General features: G+C 50.0%; 22 protein-coding genes. 10 read left to right on the top strand and 12 right to left on the bottom strand.

Annotated elements, in window-relative coordinates; translation table 11 throughout:
• Positions 1–54: 54 nt before the first annotated feature.
• The 5 genes from AC1TPC_RS08240 to AC1TPC_RS08220 all read right to left on the bottom strand — a co-directional run bounded on the left by AC1TPC_RS08240 (position 55) and on the right by AC1TPC_RS08220 (position 6866).
• Complete coding sequence (locus AC1TPC_RS08240; RefSeq protein WP_482066383.1) at positions 55–1122, bottom strand: acetyl-CoA carboxylase carboxyltransferase subunit alpha; 1068 nt, start codon at positions 1120–1122, stop codon at positions 55–57.
• The gene (gene accD, locus AC1TPC_RS08235) at positions 1112–1981 is read right to left on the bottom strand and encodes an acetyl-CoA carboxylase, carboxyltransferase subunit beta (RefSeq protein ID WP_482066382.1); all 870 of its coding nucleotides are present in this window, start codon (positions 1979–1981) and stop codon (positions 1112–1114) included. Before accD ends, AC1TPC_RS08240 begins: the two co-directional genes overlap by 11 nt.
• Before the next feature lie 40 nt (positions 1982–2021).
• A complete protein-coding gene (locus AC1TPC_RS08230; RefSeq protein WP_053374720.1) occupies positions 2022–2213 on the bottom strand; it encodes a hypothetical protein in 192 nt (63 codons plus the stop codon).
• Positions 2214–2308: 95 nt separating this feature from the next.
• Positions 2309–2800, bottom strand: coding sequence for a phosphatidylglycerophosphatase A family protein (locus AC1TPC_RS08225; RefSeq protein ID WP_482066381.1), 492 nt, complete (start codon positions 2798–2800; stop codon positions 2309–2311).
• A 373-nt stretch (positions 2801–3173) separates the two neighbouring features.
• Positions 3174–6866, bottom strand: coding sequence for a DNA polymerase III subunit alpha (locus tag AC1TPC_RS08220; RefSeq protein ID WP_482066380.1), 3693 nt, complete (start codon positions 6864–6866; stop codon positions 3174–3176).
• A 184-nt stretch (positions 6867–7050) separates the two neighbouring features.
• Between AC1TPC_RS08220 and AC1TPC_RS08215 the strand changes: the two genes are divergently transcribed.
• From AC1TPC_RS08215 to AC1TPC_RS08205, 3 genes are all read left to right on the top strand, one after another.
• Positions 7051–7377: a YtrH family sporulation protein gene (locus AC1TPC_RS08215; RefSeq protein WP_482066379.1), complete on the top strand. Its 327-nt coding sequence runs from the start codon at positions 7051–7053 to the stop codon at positions 7375–7377.
• Positions 7378–7422: 45 nt separating this feature from the next.
• On the top strand, positions 7423–7896 hold the full coding sequence (locus AC1TPC_RS08210) for a sporulation membrane protein YtrI (protein WP_482066378.1): 474 nt from the start codon (positions 7423–7425) through the stop codon (positions 7894–7896).
• Positions 7897–7984: 88 nt separating this feature from the next.
• Positions 7985–8281 carry a YtpI family protein gene (locus AC1TPC_RS08205; RefSeq protein ID WP_482066377.1) on the top strand — a complete coding sequence of 99 codons (297 nt, stop codon included), beginning with the start codon at positions 7985–7987 and terminating at the stop codon, positions 8279–8281.
• A gap of 9 nt (positions 8282–8290) precedes the next feature.
• Here the strand turns inward: AC1TPC_RS08205 and AC1TPC_RS08200 are convergent, their stop codons facing one another.
• On the bottom strand, positions 8291–9652 hold the full coding sequence (locus AC1TPC_RS08200; protein ID WP_482066376.1) for a DRTGG domain-containing protein: 1362 nt from the start codon (positions 9650–9652) through the stop codon (positions 8291–8293).
• An 88-nt stretch (positions 9653–9740) separates the two neighbouring features.
• Positions 9741–10214: a hypothetical protein gene (locus AC1TPC_RS08195; RefSeq protein WP_482066375.1), complete on the bottom strand. Its 474-nt coding sequence runs from the start codon at positions 10212–10214 to the stop codon at positions 9741–9743.
• Positions 10215–10443: 229 nt separating this feature from the next.
• Here AC1TPC_RS08195 and AC1TPC_RS08190 point away from each other — a divergent pair, with 229 nt between their 5' ends.
• A complete protein-coding gene (locus AC1TPC_RS08190; protein ID WP_482066374.1) occupies positions 10444–10794 on the top strand; it encodes a helix-turn-helix domain-containing protein in 351 nt (116 codons plus the stop codon).
• 92 nt (positions 10795–10886) lie between these two features.
• Here the strand turns inward: AC1TPC_RS08190 and AC1TPC_RS08185 are convergent, their stop codons facing one another.
• Positions 10887–11165, bottom strand: coding sequence for a hypothetical protein (locus AC1TPC_RS08185; protein WP_169087006.1), 279 nt, complete (start codon positions 11163–11165; stop codon positions 10887–10889).
• A 90-nt stretch (positions 11166–11255) separates the two neighbouring features.
• Entirely contained in the window at positions 11256–11591 is a 336-nt protein-coding gene (locus tag AC1TPC_RS08180) for a YlbF family regulator (protein WP_482066373.1), read from the bottom strand.
• A 229-nt stretch (positions 11592–11820) separates the two neighbouring features.
• On the opposite strand from AC1TPC_RS08180, the gene AC1TPC_RS08175 reads away from it, so the two are divergent.
• The 5 genes from AC1TPC_RS08175 to AC1TPC_RS08155 are packed head-to-tail and all read left to right on the top strand — an operon-like array spanning position 11821 to position 17485.
• Positions 11821–13191: a YheC/YheD family endospore coat-associated protein gene (locus tag AC1TPC_RS08175; RefSeq protein WP_482066622.1), complete on the top strand. Its 1371-nt coding sequence runs from the start codon at positions 11821–11823 to the stop codon at positions 13189–13191.
• An 11-nt stretch (positions 13192–13202) separates the two neighbouring features.
• Positions 13203–14426 carry a YheC/YheD family endospore coat-associated protein gene (locus AC1TPC_RS08170; protein WP_482066372.1) on the top strand — a complete coding sequence of 408 codons (1224 nt, stop codon included), beginning with the start codon at positions 13203–13205 and terminating at the stop codon, positions 14424–14426.
• On the top strand, positions 14423–15802 hold the full coding sequence (locus AC1TPC_RS08165) for a YheC/YheD family endospore coat-associated protein (RefSeq protein ID WP_482066371.1): 1380 nt from the start codon (positions 14423–14425) through the stop codon (positions 15800–15802). The genes AC1TPC_RS08170 and AC1TPC_RS08165 overlap by 4 nt, the downstream gene beginning before the upstream one ends.
• Positions 15802–16956: a YheC/YheD family endospore coat-associated protein gene (locus AC1TPC_RS08160; protein ID WP_482066370.1), complete on the top strand. Its 1155-nt coding sequence runs from the start codon at positions 15802–15804 to the stop codon at positions 16954–16956. The genes AC1TPC_RS08165 and AC1TPC_RS08160 overlap by 1 nt, the downstream gene beginning before the upstream one ends.
• A 1-nt stretch (position 16957) precedes the next feature.
• On the top strand, positions 16958–17485 hold the full coding sequence (locus AC1TPC_RS08155; protein WP_482066369.1) for a GNAT family N-acetyltransferase: 528 nt from the start codon (positions 16958–16960) through the stop codon (positions 17483–17485).
• A 105-nt stretch (positions 17486–17590) separates the two neighbouring features.
• Here the strand turns inward: AC1TPC_RS08155 and AC1TPC_RS08150 are convergent, their stop codons facing one another.
• Both AC1TPC_RS08150 and AC1TPC_RS08145 read right to left on the bottom strand, forming a co-directional pair.
• Positions 17591–18184 carry an MSMEG_1061 family FMN-dependent PPOX-type flavoprotein gene (locus AC1TPC_RS08150; protein WP_482066368.1) on the bottom strand — a complete coding sequence of 198 codons (594 nt, stop codon included), beginning with the start codon at positions 18182–18184 and terminating at the stop codon, positions 17591–17593.
• A gap of 88 nt (positions 18185–18272) precedes the next feature.
• A complete protein-coding gene (locus AC1TPC_RS08145; protein WP_482066367.1) occupies positions 18273–18953 on the bottom strand; it encodes an HAD family hydrolase in 681 nt (226 codons plus the stop codon).
• Positions 18954–19181: 228 nt separating this feature from the next.
• On the opposite strand from AC1TPC_RS08145, the gene AC1TPC_RS08140 reads away from it, so the two are divergent.
• Entirely contained in the window at positions 19182–20450 is a 1269-nt protein-coding gene (locus tag AC1TPC_RS08140) for a Rossmann-fold NAD(P)-binding domain-containing protein (RefSeq protein ID WP_482066366.1), read from the top strand.
• Between the two features lie 58 nt (positions 20451–20508).
• Here AC1TPC_RS08140 and AC1TPC_RS08135 read toward each other — a convergent pair whose 3' ends face one another.
• The gene (locus tag AC1TPC_RS08135; RefSeq protein ID WP_482066365.1) at positions 20509–20805 is read right to left on the bottom strand and encodes a hypothetical protein; all 297 of its coding nucleotides are present in this window, start codon (positions 20803–20805) and stop codon (positions 20509–20511) included.
• Positions 20806–20874 lie beyond the last annotated feature (69 nt).

Genomic DNA, 20874 nt, shown 5'->3' with positions numbered 1-20874 from the left:
ACTGACATGACACCCCACTGCTTGTACAGTGAAAAAATCAATTTTACATATAATTTACTGAATCGTCGAAGTCGCTTCCGGCGTTTGCTCGCGAGATTGATCCGCTGCATCGGCTGCTTCTCCAATTTTGGAGTCAACTGGCGCACTAGGCGCTTCGAGCGGTTCCTCAACCATTTTGAACTTGCCGACCTTACGGAATTTATTATAGCGATCCTCAATCAGCTGCTCAGCGCTCATTTGCATTAGCTCTTGTAGATGCAGCCATAGCTTTTCCTTGATTTGCTCCGCTTGGAACGCCCAATCCTTATGAGCGCCTCCCTGCGGTTCAGCAACGATGTCTTCGATTACGCCAAATTCAAGCAAATCTTTAGCCGTAATTTTCATAGCTTCAGCAGCTTGATCCGCCCTAGAGGCATCCTTCCACAATATCGATGCTGCTCCGTTTGGCGAAATGGCGCTATAAATTGCATTTTCCAACATAAGTACACGGTTGCCGACGCCTAATGCCAATGCACCGCCGCTTCCGCCTTCACCGATAACGATACAAATGATAGGCACGCCGAAGCCGGCCATTTCCCGCAGATTGCGCGCAATCGCTTCCGATTGTCCACGCTCCTCAGCAGTTTTGCCCGGATAAGCACCCTTCGTATCAATAAAGGTAATAATAGGCCGTTTGAACTTGTTCGCTTGCACCATAAGCCGCAAAGCTTTGCGGAAGCCTTCAGGATGAGGGCTTCCAAAGAAGCGAGCGATGTTCTCGCGTGTATCCTTGCCCCGCTGATGTCCGATTACAGTAACTGGAACGCCGTTAAGCTTGGCAAGTCCTCCAACAATGGCAAGATCGTCCGCAAACAGACGATCCCCGTGAAGCTCCATATAATCTGTAAATACGGTTTGAATGTAGTCAAGCGAAGTCGGACGCTGATGGTGGCGCGCCATATGCATTTTTTGAGCCGGAGACAGCTCGCTGTACAGCTCTTCTTCAAGCTGTTTGCATTTTTGCTCCAGTCCCAAAATTTCCTCGGAGAAGTCAATTCCCTTCTCCACGCTCAAGGTCTTCAGCTCGGTAACCTTCTGCCGCAAATCGTTCAGCGGTTTTTCAAAAGGCAGCTCACCCGCCATAGGATGTTTCCTCCCTTACGCAATGCATATCGAGCAGCTTTGCTAACGTAGGCTTCATATCTTTGCGGTGTACGACTTTATCCAACTGGCCGTGCTGCAAATTAAACTCGGCTGTCTGGAAGTCATCCGGCAGCTTCTGGCGAATCGTTTGTTCGATGACAATCCGACCGGCAAAGCCGATCAACGCGCCAGGCTCGGCCAAATTGTAATCGCCCAAGCTCGCAAAGCTTGCCGAAACCCCGCCTGTAGTAGGATCGGTGAAAATCGAAATAAACAAACCGCCTGCGCCTTGAAATTTCGAAAGCGCTGCGCTCGTTTTGGCCATTTGCATCAAGCTTAAAATACTTTCCTGCATCCGGGCGCCGCCAGAAGTAGAGAAAATAAGAAGCGGCAGCTGCTTCGCATGAGCCGCTTCGATTGCTCTAGTAATCTTCTCTCCAACAACGGATCCCATACTGCCGGTGAAGAAATCAAAGCTCATCACAGCAACGACAACCGGAAAACCGCCGATCGTTCCTTCTCCCGTTACAACAGCTTCGCGAAGGCTCGACTTGCTCCTCTGCTGCTCAAGCTTGCTGGCATAACCAGGGAAGGTTAGCGGATCGACGGATTCCATATTCGCATCGTATTCTAACAAATGTCCTTCATCCAGCGTCAATGCTATACGCTCCCATGCGCTTAGCCGATGATGATGGCCGCAGGAAGAGCATACTTTTAAATTCTTTTCGAGCTCTTTGCTGTACTGAATCGTGCCGCATTTGGAGCACTTATTCATCAAGCCCTCCGGAACTTCCCGCTTGCGGGGTTCCGAAGGTATAGTCGCATATTTCTTCTTCGTAAATAAGTCCTTTATTTGCACGTGTGACACCTCTCAAGGCGCAATAGTATAGAGCAGTCCATCATAATGGCCGCATAATGGAGTTGAAGACTTCTTGAACTTCCTCCAACTCGCCAGACGGAACTAGTATCTCGTATTGCTGTTTGGACAGATTGACAGAGCGGATTTTCACCAAAAACCCTTCCTCCGTTAGCCGCTTCTTGATGTTATCTGCGATTTTTGCTGTTGGTGCGATATAAATGACCGTCCACATCATGGTACCTCCTGAAAACTTTGCTACCGCAAAGTTCACTTACTAAGCATAGCTATCCCGGTAACAGGCCATATGATGTCACAATGATACCATAGTCATGGGGAATCCGGCAAATCATATCGGATCGCTTTCGGGTCCTGATGCGCAATTCGTGCCGATGCTGCAGCGGCCAAACCAGCTACCAAGTCATCCAGAAACACATGAATGCGTTCGCCTTTTATATTCAATTGACGAATAATGCCGGGTTTTACTTTATCTAAATATCCGAAGCTCGTCAATCCAATCATGCCGTAAACATTCGTTATGCCTAGCGCCAGCGTCTCGTCGACACCGTAGAGCGACTCATCGGTTTCCATGATCGATTGCAGCGGTTCCGGAAGCAATCTGCGCTCGGCTAATTCATCGAGCGCAATGCCGGTATACATGACATATTGCACCTCGCGTTTAGCGAGCACCGCCCTTACGCTTTCCTCACATTCTTCCATCGTCAAATCACCGTTATAGGGACGCTGCAGCGTATATACGATTTCGGTTACGTCGTCGATCGATACCCCGCGTTTTAAGAGCCAATTCTCAATTCCTGTCATAGGACCCATCCCTCCCGTAACTGCTTGTACGTAAATCTTGGAAACATTTGCGTGAGCAGATGGCATTGTCCTAAGCCAAAGCTCGCTAAACTGCGAGCTTCTTTGCCATCGTCACTTGTATCTCTAAACATATGCGCGTACAAGCCTTGACGTGCATACGAAGTACATTTGTTTGCGAGATTTTACGGGAGGAGAGAAGTTCCTAGTCATAAAGCTGTTTAATTTAAGAGAAAGAACCAGCATCTTACCTATGAATATTTTGCAGAATCTCACTGCATCAATCATTATTTTTCCTATTAAAAACGCTTATATCGCTTTTATCTCTTGCATATTTGCAAGCATAGAGCAGTTGGCCTTCTTTTGAATCATTTCGCTATCTCACCACGATCGCGCCTTCCCCCAGCAACTGCTCGACAGATGCTATGAGCTTCGGTGAAGGCTTGACGCGATAGCTGTCGCTCAGCGCGATCGATTTCTGGCCTTGTACATAGAACAGAACGGTAGCGAGCTGACCGGAATGTGCTGCAAGCAGCCCTTTGAGCTTCTCAAGCACCGCGGGCTCTTCATTCGCTGATGTGATTTTGATATAAACGCGCTGCGGCTTGCGATCAGCTTGCGCCGAACGGGCCTCATCATTTTCGCGCGGCCTGTCCGAGCTAACCGCGATTTTTTGTGAAGGCGCCTTTTTCTGATAGGCTTGTTGGCGTACAGCCTCAGTCGGCCGCTGGGCCTGATATCGTTGGCCTGTCTGAGTGCGATTTTGGGCAGCTCCCCCGCCTGCACCCGTGCTGCCGCCATTCGTGCGTGCAGCGCGGGCTTGCGCCTGCTTTTGCAGCCGTCTTACCTGCTCCGCAAGATCCACGTCCGCATCGCCTATCGGCACGCAGTCCTCGACAAGCAGCTTATAATCATCATCCTGCTGTTGAACGGTTGCCTGTATGATCGCTAAGCCGCCCTTCTCAAGCTTGCTTCCGATTCGTTTCCATATCGTCGGAAACACTACGGCTTCCACGCGCATAATACGATCCTCAAGCTCCAAGAAACCCATCGAAAGCCCCTTTTTATTCGTGAAGGGCTTAAGCGACACGATCATGACGCCTACGATGGCGATCGTCCCATCCTTTGCATCGCTCAGCTCGACCAAGCGGTCCAGCCCAAGCGTTTCAAGCTGCTGGTCAACCGCATCGAGCGGATGTCCAGATAAATAAAGTCCCAGCAGATCACGTTCAAAATCCAGCTGTTGACTCGTCGTGTAAGGACGAATATCCGGAAGCTCGACATCCCAGTTTTGTACCTCGTCGAGGCCGAACATTTCGATTTGCAGCTCCTCGCGCTCCTTGCGCCATTTGACAGCTGCCTCAACGGATTCCTCAAGGGCGCCTAGCAGCTGAGCGCGATGACCGGGCAAGGAATCCAAAGCTCCCGCTTGTATCAGCGACTCCAATACCCGCTTGTTCACGACTCGCAAATCTACGCGTCTGCATAGATCGAGCAGGCTCTCAAATGGCTGTTCTCCTCTCTCCTTCTGGAGCGCTTCAATCGCCTGCGTGCCGACGTTTTTGATCGCCGCAAGCCCGAAGCGCACGGCTTTGCCAACTGGCGTGAATGACACCCCGCTTTCATTCACGTCTGGCGGCAGCACGGCAATGCCCATACGGCGGCATTCATCCACGTATTCAGCCGTCTTCCGCTGGTTGCCAGTCACGGAGGCGAGCATCGAAGCCATAAACTCTACCGGATAGTTTGCCTTTAGCCAGGCCGTCTGGAACGCAAGCACGCCATAGGCCGCCGCATGCGCCCGCGGGAAGCCGTAATCGGCAAACCGCACGATCATATCGTAAACATGATTCGCATCCGTATCGGAATAACCTTGCTCAAGGCTCCCCTTCACAAAATGCGTCCGCTCCTCATCTAGCACCTCGCGCTTCTTCTTAGATACAGCGCGCCGCAGCAGGTCCGCTTCGCCTAGCGAGAAGCCCGCCATAAGAGAAGCGATTTGCATAATTTGCTCCTGATAGACGATGATGCCGTACGTATCCGACAAAATTGGCTCCAGAGATGGATGCGGATATTCAACGGTAACGTCCCCATGCTTGCCTTGAATATATTTCGGAATAAACTCCATCGGGCCTGGACGATATAATGCCAGCACCGACACGATATCCTCGAATTCCGTTGGCTTCAAATCCTTCAGGACGCGCCGTACGCCGGCGGATTCAAGCTGGAATATGCCGGTCGTATCGCCCCGGCTGAGCATCGTGTAGGTTGCCGGATCATCGTCGCGAATCGTATGAAAATCAATCGATTTGCCATGTTGCTCCTTCACAGCCTTCAGTGCCCGCTCTAATATCGAAAGCGTCCGCAAGCCGAGAAAATCCATTTTGAGCAGCCCAATCGCTTCTAGATGCTCCATGGAGTATTGCGTTAGCGGAATCCGTTCGCTGCCGGCCTGTATGGGTGTATAGTGGGTCAGCGGTTCTTGCGAAATAACGACCCCCGCAGCATGCGTGGAGGCATGACGCGGCATGCCTTCTACCTTCAATGCCATCTTGAGCATTTCCGCCGTTTTCGGCTGGCGATCGCTTGCCTCGCGCAGCTCGCTGCTGATGCGAAGCGCTTCCTCGAGCGTAATGCCCAGCTGATTCGGAATAAGCTTCGCAGCACGGTCCACATCTTGAAACGGTACGTTCATCGCCCGACCGACATCCCGTACGGCAGCCTTGGCTGCCATCGTCCCGAATGTAATGATTTGCGCGACATGCTCATCGCCGTATTTGGCGGCAACGTAAGCGATAACCTCATCGCGGCGCTCGTCATTGAAGTCAATATCGATATCGGGCATAGAGATCCGCTCCGGGTTAAGGAAACGCTCGAACAAAAGCTTGTATTTGAGCGGATCAACATCTGTTATACGAAGCGTGTACGCAACCAAGCTTCCCGCGGATGAACCCCTTCCGGGACCTGTGCGTATGCCGCGCTCATGGGCGAAGCGAACAAAATCCCAAACGATCAAAAAGTAATCGCTGAACCTCATTTTATCGATAACGGAAAGCTCATACTCGAGCCGCTGCTCTGCCTTCTGCTTGTATTCGGCATCGGCCGCCCATTCGGGAAGTCCGGCGTATCTTGCAGTCAGGCCGTCACGGCACAGCGTCATTAAATAATCTGAAGAGCTCATACCAGCCGGTACCGGCCTGAAAATGGGCAGCGCGGCGCGGCCAAGCGTCAGCTCCAGTTCGCATTTGTCCGCAATTTCACTCGTATTCGCCAGCGCTTCCGGTACATGCCGATACAAAAGCGCCATCTCGTCTGCGCTCTTCAAATACATCTGATCCGTCAGCATCCGCAGCCGATCGGTATCCTCAGTCGTTTTGCCCGTTCCGATGCACAGCAGCACATCTTGAACGGCAGCATCCTCCGCGCGAAGGTAATGCACGTCATTTGTTGCCGCAAGCTTAATGCCCGTCTTGCTGGCGAGCTTTATCATTTCGGCCGCTGCCTTCTTCTGGTCCAGCAAACCATGATCCTGCAGCTCCAAATAAAAATCGTCTCCGAAAATCGCTTTGTAACGCAAAGCGCTAGCTTCTGCATCATCGAATCTATCATGCAGCAAATGCTGGGACACTTCGCCGCCGAGGCAAGCGCTTAAGCAGATTAATCCCTCTGAATGGTCGCTCAGCACCTCCATATCGACCCGCGGCTTGTAATGAAAGCCTTCCAAATGAGCGATAGAGCTAAGCTTCATCAGGTTCCGATATCCGGTCTCGTTTTTGGCGAGCACGATCAAATGATAAATCGGATTTTCCTTGCGCGTCCCTTTCTCAAAACGTGATCCGCTCGTCATATATAGCTCGCAGCCGATAATCGGCTTAATGCCTTGGGCTTTGCATGCCCGGTAAAAAGGGATAGCTCCGTACATGACGCCATGATCGGTCAGCGCAAGCGCCTTCATGCCAAGCTCAGAGGCTCTTGCCGTAAGGTCACGGATTCTAGCGGCGCCGTCAAGCAGGCTATATTCGCTATGGACGTGCAAATGCACGAAAGATTGTTCGTTATGTCCGCTCATCGCAACCGTTCCTTTCCGCGTAGACCAAATAAGTTACGTCTATTTTATCATAATCGCACAGGACACGCCCATAGAATGGTAGCAGAGCGTACAAGCGAAAGCATAACCAGCCTTGCATCCGTCAACCTTCATCACAAGCTCTCGGATGCTTCTTCGCTTCACTATATTTTTAGGAGGTAAGCGTATGAGCTACTATTTGTCCAAAGCGGGACTTGATTTCTTTATTGCACTTGGCGTCGTCCTTGGGGGCTCGACGCTCGCGGGAGTGGGATCTGTATTCATGCTGCTGCCACCGGCGACTACGATGCTGGATACGGCAGCAAGACTGAAAATATGGGCAATTGTAGCCGCTGTCGGCGGATCGATCGACCCCGTTCGCGTCATAGAAAGCAACATTATGGAGGGGTACTTGAATCCGGCGGCGCAGCAAATCAGCTTTATTCTCATCGCTTTTCTTGGCGCCCACTTAGGTACGGAGCTGGTCCGTCTCATATGCAAGGGAGCCGTTTAAGCGATGCGCGTACCGCCGTTTGGGCGTTTTGTGAGAGGCATGCAAATGGTTGGAGTGTTGATACTTGGGATGATAATCGGAGCTATCGTCTATAATTCTCTTTATTTGGCGGAGTTCCAGTCACTAATTATTTTGAAGAGCGAGCTTGAGGTGAAGCTGGAGCAGTATGAGCAGGATATTCGACTTTTAAAAGAATTCAAAAATCAGCATACCGTTATTAAAAGCATACTGCCGCGCATCGAGAAAGAAGCCGGACAAAATTCCGGCAGGCCTGCTCTCGACCAAGTGACAGAAGCCGAGCTTCTTAAACGTATAAAGAAAGATCTTCAGGGATTCCTCGGCCAGAGTATTTTTGTCATCGATTCCGATGCCAAATTTGCCCGAAAGCTCCTTGATAAGAAAGTCTATATGGATGTGTTCAACAAAGATTACACCATTGAGGTGAAGACGATCCTCGTCGTCGAAAATGTCCTTCATGTATGGATCAAGGTTCGAGACTACACGAAGCCTCCTTCCTAAGCACGCAGCCTCATTTCGTGGTACAATAGAGCCTGTCTATTTGCGAAATCGATGCTGCAACTACATAACTTAAAGGAGCTACTTTCTCATGGATCAACTTCTGCAATGGCTGCTCATGCCGGGCATCCTTATTTCACTAGTGTTCTCGGTCGTGTTCAGCTTTAAATCCCGCCGTTCCTCCGATACAAGAACACGGGCAATCTTCTCAGCAAGAATGAATATTAGCATGGGTATCATGCTGCTGTTCATCGCGTTGGTTCAGCTGTTTCTGTCCGGCGAATCCACGCTTCGCATCGTCATTGGCGCCATATTCCTAGTGCTTGGCGTATTCAATCTGTTCGCCGGCCTTCGCAATCTCAGCATCTACAGCTCGCCAAGAAGCTAAGTCAACCGTTTAATACGGGTCAATCATCTGGGCCGTCAGCATCGCCTTGGCGGCCAATCCTTTCGTATCCTTAACCTCGATTTCCAGCTTCGTAAACTTCCGGCTCATCTCCAGCGCCTTCGGTATGATCGTTATCTCACTATCTATTTGAACGGGCCGAACATAATAAATCGTCATACTCTCCAGCAAGTAATCGCGCTTAGCGGTCTCTCGAATCATTTTTCGCGCTGCTTGTGTCATAAGCGTGGCGAGAAGCCCCTCTGATACCATCCCGAGCGCACCTGACATTTGCGGCGTTATCCTCCCCTTGTAGGCTATGCCCAGCTCATCAGGACCAACTCCATTGACGTTTGCTGTAGCCATAAAGCCCGTCCACATCAAGTCCTCAAACGTTTCTCCCGATTCCGGCTGCTTGCCGGCAAATCGCATAGCATCAAGCACTTCCTGCCTCGTTACGACACCTAGCAGCTTGCGGTGCCTATCAACGATAGGCAGCAAATCAATGCCTTCCGCGGCCATCGTATGAGCGGCCGAAGTGACCGTAATGTTCGGTGCCGCCGTAATCGGCTGCTTGGTCATTACTTTATCTACTTCGCTATCCACTGGCGTTCCGATCGCATCCTTAGCAGTCATCATGCCGACAACCTTGCTTCTCTCATCCACAACGGGAAAACGTGAATAGCCGGTAGCGAGAGACAGCTTATGGAAATCGGAAATAGTATGCCCGATTCGCAGAACGTCGGCCGGTCGACTGAATGTGACGATATCTTCGATCAGCATAATTTTCCGTTTAATCAGCCGATCGTACATGGCACGGTTGATCATCGAGGCTACCGTAAACGTATCATGCCTGGAGGTAATAATCGGCAGAACACGCTCATCAGCGAGCCTGATCACTTCCGCGCCCGGCTCGAAGCCGCCGGTAATAAGAACGCCGGCTCCCTCCTCCAGCGCACAGCGATACGCGTCGATTCGGTTGCCTACGATCAACAGGCTGCCTTCGTCGATATAACGAAGCATCGCGTCGAGCTCCATCGCGCCAATAACGAATTTATGCAGCGTTTTATCGAGACCTGCCGCCCCTCCAAACAGCTTTCCTTCCACGATTTCGGCAACCTCGCCGAAGGTGAGCTGGTCAAGCGCTTCCCTGCGCTTGCGGTCGATTCGAACCGTACCGATCCGCTCCCTCGTGCTGACAAGCCCCGAGCTTTCCGCTTCCTTAAAAGCTTTATAGGCCGTACCCTCGCTGACGCCAAGCGATTTCGCAATAGCGCGTACCGAAATTTTCGTTCCAATCTTAAGGCTTTGAATATAATTCAAAATCTGTTCATGCTTCGTGCTTGTTTCATTTCCCGGTCCGATTGGAGCCACTCTGCAACCTCCGTCCAACTTGCAATCCTTTCTCCCTATTATAGGAGAAAGTGAAGAACAAGTCATGCTCGTCCCGATTCACTTCACCTCATAGCTGCCATTGCAGCAGCACCTGCTCTACCTTCAGCTTGGCGTCTATGAATTGTCCCGTTTTCCCCTTCAGCTTCCATTTCTTGAATAAGTGCTGTATCGTTTGCAAGTTAATGGCATCCTCTGCGCCAGACATAATAAATGCCTGCCAATCATAATCAATCGGAATCGGATAACGAAGCGCCAAAATGAGGAATTGATTGAGTTCAATGACTTGCGCTGGAATCTCTTCATAAATGCTAGAAAACAAAAACGAGCTATGCTCGCTGTATGGTCTAGAAATAGAATCTGATTTTAGCTCAAGCACGTATTCAACGATCTGTGTATGCGGATTTACGCGACAGCTGAATGAACCGCGGGCAGTTATTGCCTTTTTAACTCGTTGAGACAAGCGAAAAGTGAATCGAACAAGGAAGGGAACGTTATTATAATAAGCGCGAACTTTTCTGAAAAACTCGAATTCATCAACCACTTGCAATCCTCCTCGCGTAACGTTTCTTCCCATTTATATCCTATCATTTTTAATGGAATTGGTAAATTGATCCTTTATAGGCAATCATGTCGATAGAATGATACTTTTTTACACAATTATAGTAAAAAGCCCATCTATTCGTCAATGATTATAGTCACTATTCCTAATATACTCTATAGAGTGTTGTTGATAGGCAAGTAAAGTTTTATCGTTAGGCTGAGGTGACGGTATGAGTGAGATTGCAGGGCTAGTAGGAGAAAACATTCGTCTGCTGCGCAAAAAAAGAGGGCTAAGCCAAGAGCAGCTTGCTTTCCGCGCTGATATTAATGCTTCCTATATGGGACAAGTTGAACGCGGGGAAAAAAATCCGACAATTGATGTGCTCAGCAAAATCGCGCTTGCGCTGCAAACACCGCTTGAGAAGATTGTGAATGTCATTTCTATTCCAGACGCCGCGGAAGAGCCTGCTGACGAAGGCTATGCGACCAAAATTGTCCATCAAATAAACGGCCTTACCTTAAAGGAGCAGGAAGCTGTATATAAATTTGTCAAGCAGCTTGTGCAATTTAAGGATATGTAATTAGCGATTTATATACACAAAGAAGATCCGCCGATATAGATATCGGCGGATCTTCTTCATCTGGAGAACAGGGCAATTGACTGTCCAAAAAGCTAACCACGCGCTTTTCTTGTGGCCTTTTGCAGCAGCTTCTGCTCCCACAGCAGCGCCTTCGCCTTCTTAATGCGGGCCAGCTCCCTGCGCTTCTCGTCATTCATCACCAGCGCATTGACATGCGCCGTTACGATGACTAACGCAAACAAAATCCATACGAGTCCAAATACACTCATCAAGCTCCACGGCGCGCTCAGCTCAAGACGCGGAAGCGCATATACGAGCATTGCAAGCGCTATAAGCAAATACAGCACATGACGGCCTTTTCCGGAAAACATTCCATTCAGCTCCTCCATAGGGTCGTAAGCGGCTCAATATCTTGTCCGCATTACCATTCTATGAGAAGTGGACAGGGGATATGTCTCTTATTAATCTACGATAGATTTCAGCACATCGGACATGATTCGATTGACATCCTCGAACACAACCGCAAAGCGGCGCTCCGCCTCAAGCAGCTTGCCGATCAACGGGTTAAGCGTGATCACCTCGTAGAGCTTATTCATTTTCTCCATATCCTCAGCAGACGGCTCTTCGCCAGCCATCATTTTTTGCTGCAAAAAGTTTTGACGCTCGCGAAAATCATCAAGCATCTCCTTTGCGGCAGGATCTGCCTCAGCGACCTCCTTCGCCGCCTTCAGCAGCATCGCTTCCTCGCTTTCCTTCAACGCCTTCGCTAATTCATATGCCTTGTCATAAATATTCATCAATCTCTCTCCATTCATTAATTGTGATGGTGTAAGTTTTGACTAATCATAACGCGTAAATAATGCATGAGCCAAGCCCCTGATGGAAAAGCTCATGAAAACTACACAAGCCACATATCCTTTTGTGATTCACAAAGGGGTAGATGTCCTCATATGATGAAGTAATTCGTGTAAAAAACCTAGTTGCCGACCTCTTAAAGTCATCCTCCTGCTTGGAAGGAGATTTATGATGCTCAAATCTAAAGTAGCCGTACAGGTGATCAGCTCCGGCATGCTTCCGGAAGATACGCTCATGCTTGGCGAAACCTATGTAAAGCAATGGAAGATTCCACATGGCCAGCACATCCAATTAAAATTCGGTGCCTTCCGGCATCATGTGAAGGTTATTCCTGTCGCAAAATACGATGGCATGAGAATCAGCCAAAGCTTAGCGAGACAAATGGGAATTGCAAATGGGACGCCCATCAGGCTGCAATACAAGGTCGGCACCTCCACGCTTGTGCTCGGGCCGCTAATCGGTGTGCTTGTCAGCCGCGATTATCCGCATACGCCCGATAAGCCCTTTGGGTCCATTACCATGTTTTGCAAGGAGCTCGTTGAAGCCAGTACGGCGCAAGGCGTATTCGTTTATTTCTTCACCCCTAGCCAGATCGGCACGAGTCTTGATACCGTTGACGGCTGGATCTATTCAGATGGTTGGCAGCGGGTCAAAATGCCTATTCCCGACGTCGTCAATAACCGCTTGACGTCTAGAAAGCTTGAGAACAGACCCAGCGTACAACATTTTATGAAAGAAGTAAAACTACAGCATGATACGACCGTTTTCAACGAAAAGTTTTTGGATAAGGTCGAGGTTTTTGATGCGCTGAAAAATGATGAATCGCTCGCGCGGTATTTGCCCGAATCACATTTGCTCCGCAACTATACGATGCTAAAGTCCATGTGCTCACGCTACAGCAGCGTTTTTCTAAAACCGGTACGCGGAAGCTTAGGCAAAGGGATCATCCGCATAACTCGCCTGGATACGAACAATTATCAAGCGATGTTCGCAACCGCAGGCGGCACGCGCAGGCAGCAGCACACGAGCTTGGTTAAGCTTTTCGCGAGCATTTCAGCAAAAATGAAAACCGTTAAATATCAAGTGCAGCAAGGGCTGCAGCTTATCGAAATCCAGAAGCGGCCCGTTGACTTTCGCGCCCTCGTCCAAAAAAATGCAAGCGGCAAATGGACCCTTACATCCATTGTCGCCCGCACAGCTGGCAGCGATCATTTCGTTTCCAACCTTGCCCGCGGCGGAACGCTCAGCACAGCGCTAGAGGCTGTTGCCAAATCGAATTTGCAATCCGGTATGAGCAGGAATGAAGCCGTGCACCGGCTCCAGCAGGCGGCGCTAAATATCGCGCGAGGTGTTGACGCACAAATTCCAGCGCATTTTGGCGAGCTTGGCATTGATTTGGCGCTTGATACAAGCGGCCGCGTATGGCTTCTAGAAGTGAATTCAAAGCCGTCCAAAAACGACAACACGCCGCTTCATGAGAACAAAATCCGTCCATCCGTACGTATGATGATCCAATATTCCCGATTTTTATCGGGCTTTTAACGGAGGCGCCTATGCAGGCTCGAATGGTTACCCTCGGAATCGTCGTCGCATCGATCAACCGTCAGCCCTTGGATGATGAATCGGAACCGGTGCTGCCGGAGTCCCGCTTCTACCGAGCGCTCAGCATGGCAGGCAAGCCGCATGGCATTCATGTCTATGTATTCTCGGAAGAAGGCTTGCAGCCGCAAACGGAGCTGCTTTACGGCTATAGCTATGAGCAAAATCGGTGGGTGAGGCAGCTGGTTCCATTACCGGACATCATCTATGATCGATGCTTCTTCACCGAAGCCAACCAGCGGACCCGCTGCCAAAGATTGCTGAATTTCATATCGCGGAAGAAGCCCTGTCTGATGCTTAACGGAACCCTCCCAGCAAAGCTTGACGTCCATGACGCGCTTAAGGCAGATCCTTTGCTGGCGAAGCATTTGCCTGCAACTGCCCCCTATCGATCCGCGGAGCAGGTTAAAATGATGACGGATCGTCATCCAGGCGGCATTGTACTAAAGCCATCGGCTGGCATGCAGGGCAGAGGTATTTTGCATATTAGGCGCAGCCCATACGGGCAAGCAGCGAAGGTGAAAGGGCGAACCCGCCAAAACCGATCTTTTTCAATGACATTTACAAATGACAGTGAATTAGAGCAATGGATAGCCCGCTTTATTAACCGCTCGCCCTATTTAATCCAGCCTTATCTTGCGCTTAGCGATGAGGACGGCAAGCCTTTTGACGTAAGAACACTTATGCAGAAGGATCACACAGGAAAATGGTCGCTGACCGGAGTCGTCGTCCGTACCGGGCAAGCGGGATCTCTGACATCCAATCTGCACGGCGGCGGCGACGCCCTCCCGGCTGCTCAGCTGATTACTGCCAAATTTGGCCAGCAAAAAGCCGAACGTTTGCTAGAGCAGATCCATACAATAAGCAAGCAAACAGCGGAATGTCTTGAAAGCAAATTTGGCAGATTTGCCGAGCTTGGATTAGATTACGGCATTGAGCCTAGCGGCCGCATTTGGCTGATTGAAGCAAACTCGAAGCCAGGCCGATCTTCCTTTCGAATCACCAATGATCTAGAGGCAGCGCGGCTGTCTATCGAAAGGCCGCTCTTGTATGCACGCTTGCTGTCTAAGCGCCTGTCTCCGTTCTTTGCAGCCAATGAATCCACAAACGGCCGTCACCGATTAAAAAGATCAGACAACCAAATACGGCCTTTCAACGTTCAGGAGGTTCATCGATGAGTTTGACAACTTGTAACGTACATTTCTCACAGCAGTCTAATAATATCGTATATTTGTCCAGCCCTCTGCTAAAGCATCTGAAGCTTTCAGGCAAAAAGTCGGTACACCTCAAGCTGGGCAAAGAAGTGATTACAGCTGAAATCAAGCAGCTGAACCGGCCAGGCAATCATTTGTACTTGTCGTCAGGAATACGGCAATCGATTAAAGTGCCGAAATCCGGAAATGTATATGTGCTTAACACCGGCGACAATGAGGTTCAACTTGGACCGCTTGTCGGCATACTAAGCGATAATGGCGTTCGCTCGGAGAGCAATCCGTTTGGCGGGCGAACCAATTTCATTAAGCAGATTATCCGCACAGGGGAGCACAAAGCCTACCTTTTCGGCTTCACTCCGCATGATATCAATTGGCAGCAGGATACCGTCAACGGCTATTTCCTTGATTCGCAGGGCAGCTGGTACCGCAAGATCGTACCGCTTCCGGATGTCGTATACAACCGGCTTCCGAACCGCAAGACTGAAACCTCCGCATCGATTAATGCGCTCCGCGAGCGCTTCGTACGCCGGAAAATCCCTTTTTTCAACTGGAGCTTTTTCAATAAGGCCGACGTTTACAAGCTTCTGGATAAAGATCCTGAAGCGCTCGTTCATCTGCCGGATTCCGCTTCCGGCCCAACCATGGAACAAATAAAGGAAATGCTCGAACAGCATCAGTTTATTTATTTCAAACCAACCGCAGGCAGCCTTGGAATAGGGATATATAGGCTGACCTATCATCCAAAGCGCGGTTATTTCGCACGCTACCGCAAAGGCGGCCAAAACGTGCTGCTTCGCTTCTCGACCTTCAACAGCTTGATGCGAATGCTGCAAACGAAGCATGGCCATAACTTAAGCCACTATGTCGTCCAACAGGGGATCAGGCTCGTGGAAATCGATGGCTGTCCGCTCGATTTCCGCTTTCATATGCATAAGAACGGCAAAAATGAATGGGTACCAGCCGGCATTGGCGCAAAGAAAGCAGGCCGCGGGAGCGTAACGACGCATGTGAAAAACGGCGGCTCGCTTATGACGCCGGAGCAGGCGCTTGAGAAAACGTTCGGCGATCAGTCGGGTGTCGTCCTTGAAAAAGCGAAACAAACGGCCATTAAGCTATCAGAGGCTATCGAACGGAATTATCCGCATCGATTAGGCGAGCTGGGACTCGATATTGGTATCGATAAAGATGGGGAAATATGGATGTTTGAAGCCAATGCTAAGCCAGGCCGGTCGATTTTCAAGCATCCTGCGCTTCGCTCGGAGGGTCGGGCATCGATATCTTACATTTTTGAGCACTGCATGTACCTTAGCCGTTTTCATGGCGAAGGAGGTAACAGCTGATGGACAGCAAGCATTCAGAAGAATATGAAATAAGAGGAATGCGAGCTGGCAGGACAGTATTGGCTATTTTAACGATAGATGATGATGTTCAGCTCTTCCGAGGCAACCGCAGCAACTTCGCCGATTTGATTCGAACCGGTCAATCCATGGGGTTTATTGTCTATGTATTGACGGTAAAGAATCTGCTGCTGACAAGAAACAGCTTAAAAGGCTTCGTATTCAATGCAGAAAATGACAGCTGGCAGCAGCGTCTGCTTCCTTTCCCCGACATTATTTATAATCGGATCCCGCAGAGGGAAGATGAAGAGCTGCCTGCCGTCAGGCAAAAGATCGATGCATGCCATAAGCATCCGCATGTGAAGCTCTTTAATCCGTCCTTCTTCAACAAATGGGATCTCTTCGAATGGCTGCGGCTCTCTAAATCGACCAAACCCTATATTCCGACGACTCGCAAGCTGATTACGGTAACGGGTCTTGGCCGAATGATGCGCAAGCATTCTTATCTTTATTTAAAGCCTGAGAGCGGGAAAGCCGGCAAGGGCATCATGACGATTAATGTAGAAGCCGAAACCACGCAGCCCTATCTCTTAAAAATACAAGAAAACAAAAAGAGCGCCACCTATCAATGCTCATCGATCAATAAGCTGTGGAGCCGTATCCAGAAGCAAAGCGGAGGGGAAGCCTACATTGCCCAGCAGGGCATTGACTTGGCTTCCTTCAACGAACGAAGATTTGACCTTCGCGCGCTCGTGCAAAAAAACCAGCGCGGACAGTGGGATATTACAGGAATTGGCGCACGGATAGCCGGCGTCTCAAGCATTACTACCCATGTGCCAAGAGGCGGCATGATCGAGGACCCTGAGAAGCTGCTTGTCCATTCATTTAATGAGGAGCAGGCGCGTAAGCTGTTAATAAAAGCAAAAAACACCGCTGTGCTTATTGCTAAACAAATCGAGCGCGCCTCAGGGCAGCTCTTGGGTGAGATGTCGATGGATTTAGGTATAGACAGCCTAGGAAATATGTGGTTTTTTGAAGCAAATTCAAAACCAATGAAATTCGATGAACCCCATATTCGTCAAAAATCGTTGGAGCGCATTTTTCATTACGGAGCTTATCTGGCTAGAATGAAAACGGAAAAAGCGGGAGGCGCGTAAATTGGAGCTGGAGCTGCTTACACCAGACGTTTGGTTAATGGAGCAAAAACGACTTATCGGCTTTGCCATTCGTTTCGGGGATAAGCGGCTGGCTGTCTCTACTATTCATGCGCTTCGCAAGCTGGACAGTTCCCTGCTTAGAGAAACTCACGATGGGACGTTTGGTGCAGTTGCTGTGGTCGTTAAGCACAGCAGCCGCATCGCCGGCTTTGGCTTTGCAGAAAACGGCGGCGAGGGAGCCTGCATGGTCGTCGTTCATCCCGAAGCAAGGAGCCTTGGAATCGGGAGCGCTATCGTAAAAGCGATGATTGCGCGCCTCGGCAAGCTTACCTGCAACGTAGCAACTGACAATACAGCCAGCATGGCGCTCTGCTTCCGCCTTGGCATGTCTGCGGTATCCATGCACAGAGGACCTACAGGCAAACCGACGCTCCGATTCGTAAGAAACAACGACCATAATACAGAAGCCGCGCCTAGTCCATTTATAGCAATTACAGCAATGCAAGATGGATCGAAGGAAAAGCAATGATATGCATGCATTCACCTGCCAAAGGAGCAGCGCACTCGCGCGTGCAGCCTTGCAGGTTTTTTTTCTTTCTCTCATTAGAACCCGAATGCGGCAGCTTAATGCCCGTTACTTTGATTCGTAGCCGTTCATGCGCAAATGAGCCTTGAACATGTCGCTTGTAGAAGGCAGCTCCTCCGCTTTGGGCCATTTTTCAGTGTCCCATACGCTTGACTCTTTGAGAGCCCGCGGACAATGGATGAAGCATTCCTGTACTTCTACAACGACTGCGAGCGCAGGCGTTTTGCCGCTCCATTCCATCTGGTCGATAAGCTCGGCATTTGTCGTTAGCGTTGTGCGCCCGTTGATGCGCAGCACCTCCTGCATCCCGGAAATGACAAAGAGCATGCCGACTTGCGGATTTTCCAGCATATTCAGCAAGGAGTCGATTCTCCGATTGCCCGGCCGCTCTGGATAGATTAGACGAAAATCGTCGAGCGGCTTCACAAATCCGGCATCGCCGCCGCGAGGCGACGTATCGCAGCGACCTGCGGCATCCGACGAGGATAAGAAAAACAAGGGGGATAAGGATAAGAAGTGACGGACATGCTCCTCCATTTGCGAAACGGATTTTTTGACAACCGCTTCGTGAGGCTCTCCGACAAGCTCCTTCAATTGATCGGGAGATACAATAAGATCGGTATTCCATAACGTTTGATTCACGAATACTCTCCTCTGTCTTCCGCTCTAAGCAGCAAATTCCGATGATTATCGCTCAATCAGATCGCTTTGAAAACGGAAGTCCTTTCCTCTATTGATCCAGCAAACGAGTGAGCTCACGGAAATCGGCAATCAGCACATCTGCTTCGTCAAGCTCTGCTTTGCGTCCGTACGTCGCATATGCGCAACCGATCGTTTGCAGCCCGTTGCCCTTTCCAGCCTCGACATCCGATGAGCGGTCACCGACCATCCAAGCCGTTTTAACGCCATGATCCTTCAGCAGTCGCGCCACTAGATCAACCTTGCTTGCCGTTGCGTATTCTCCCGCGCTGTACAAACCGTCAAACAGCTCGGCAATACCTCTATGACGTGCCACACCCTTCACATATTCCTCCAGCCCGTTGCTTGCAACGAACAGCTTCACCCCGCGATCCTTCAGCCCGCGCAGCGTCTGCTCGACGTAGGGGTAGAGCTCGCCTTCACCACGCTCCAAGCCCTCAAGCTCGTATTGAAGCAGCAATTCATCGGCGCGCTTCCGCGCAGCTTCCGTACTATCCGGCATAACCTGGCGCCATATGTCCTCCAGCAGCATGCCTAAGCAGCTAAGCAAGCGCTCGACGGGCGGTGTCTCATGCTCATAAAGCCGTTCCTCCCGAAGCGTCTCGAACACGCGGTGATGAACCGGCACAAGCAGCGTATCCGTTTCAAACAACGTTCCATCCATATCAAATATTACAGCCTCAGGCACTCGAAGCTTAAGCTCGCTCATCATTGCAATCCCCCTTCAAAGTCTGCTCTTATCATACTGGAATAAGGGAAAGCATCGCAAGCTTGAAGAGTGGCAATGTGCTGATAAACGAATCTCTCTGGACATTCGCATATAGACATCTATCCTTGCGGCGGTGCAAATAGCTTGGACGTTTCGCACGGAATAAATGCTACAAACAAACAAGCTCTGATCTGCGTAAGCTGACATTAACGGAAAGGAGATGATAGATAAATGACAAATGAACGTTTGGTTATAACACTGCTTGGAAGCGGCGGAGGGGTCGGCAAAGCAGTTCTGGCTCTTTTGGAGCAGGTGCTTCAAGATACGAATGCTCCGCTTCACTCAGCTCTTGCGAGCAGCAAGATCCATTGTATCGACGCAAAGCCTCTGCAGCTGGATACCGATTACATCACCTATTGTCCGCAGCTGGCTAGTCATCTCGTGCTCCATCAATTCGATTTGCAGGATACGGAAAGATTCAAGCAGCATTTGGCAGATACTGCTTCTGTTCTCGTCATTGACGCTTCTTGGGCAGATACGATAGCCATGCTGGAATGCTGCAATGAGCTTGCTATTGCATATGTGAACACCGCGCTTGAGAGCGCGGAGGTGGATCGCCGCAACGAGCTCGAAGGATTCACGCTCATCGAGCGTTATGCAAGATTCAAAGAAAGCAGAAGCAGCTTCACCAGCCTCAAAGCGATCATAGGGTCAGGCATGAATCCGGGGGTCGTTCAATGGTTTGCGATTTCGCTCATGCAGGAGCAGCCTGACAAGCTTCCGCTCGCTTGCTACATTGTAGAAACAGACAACAGCTTTTATGCCGATCGGACGATGCTGCAGCCTAATACGGTTTACAGCACTTGGTCGCCCGAATGTTATTTAGATGAAGCGATTTTAAACTATCCGATGTATGTCACCAACCACATGCCTTTATTTCTGTACAGGCAAGTCTATGAGCAAACCTTCCTTGTAAGACTAGGTCTCACGAGCTTCGAGGGCTGTCTTATGCCGCATGAAGAGGTGCTGTCGCTTGGCGAGCGCTTCCCATTCGAGCTTGGATTCATTTACAAGGTCAATGAAGTGACGACCGATATTTTGCATAGTCACTTGAACGATGCGGATGAGCTGTGGGATTGGAAGCATCAGTTGCTTGATCCAAGGGACGCGGAGCTGGAAGGCTCGGACTTGGTTGGCGTGCTGCTGGTTTACGATGATCACGAGCGCTATTTATTTAACGTAATGGAAAATAAAGAGATTTTTGAGGCGTATGGAACGAACGCAACGTATTTTCAAGTTGCATGCGGCCTCTATGGCGGCATTTGTTCCTTGCTGCTCGGAGAGGTGCCAAAAGGCGCCCACTGGGTAGATGAGCTTTCGGACGATGGGATAAAAGCATATGGCGACTATATATCTTACTTTATGAAACCGTTCGTTCGAGGCACCAATGATAGCTCCGATGGCTTGCTGCTGCAGCGTTTGCGAGAATGGAACAGCTAAAATACGTTACAAGGCTTGCGGCTGCAAGCCTTTTTTTCTCATACACGCATTCCCGAGATTAGCTTCGGCTAAACAGATAAGCCGGCAGCATGGCTATTCTCCCGATCGCATAAGGTCCGAGATAAGCACCGCTTGCCAGAAATGCTGGGTTCTCAAGCACGCGATGCACCTCTGTCATAAATACAGTGCCATGCGCAAGCGTCTCCATCACAGCATCTGCTGCAATAACAAAAAATAAAAAAGCGGCGACGACTGCTATTCCGTCTATAATTCGGCTCGCTGCTCCACTCATTCGGCTTACCCCTGCAATTAAGGCTGCTCCTATTGCCAGCGCTGCTCCAATCATTATCATCACACACCTTCACCTCTATTGTTAGGTTCGGTCATTTTCTGACGGCTTAAACCTAATCTCAGCTTATGAAAA

The sequence above is a fragment of the Paenibacillus sp. Y280 genome, assembly GCF_056786335.1.
The sequence above is the reverse complement of the archived record's forward strand: the minus strand, read 5'-3'. Positions and strand labels throughout refer to the sequence as shown.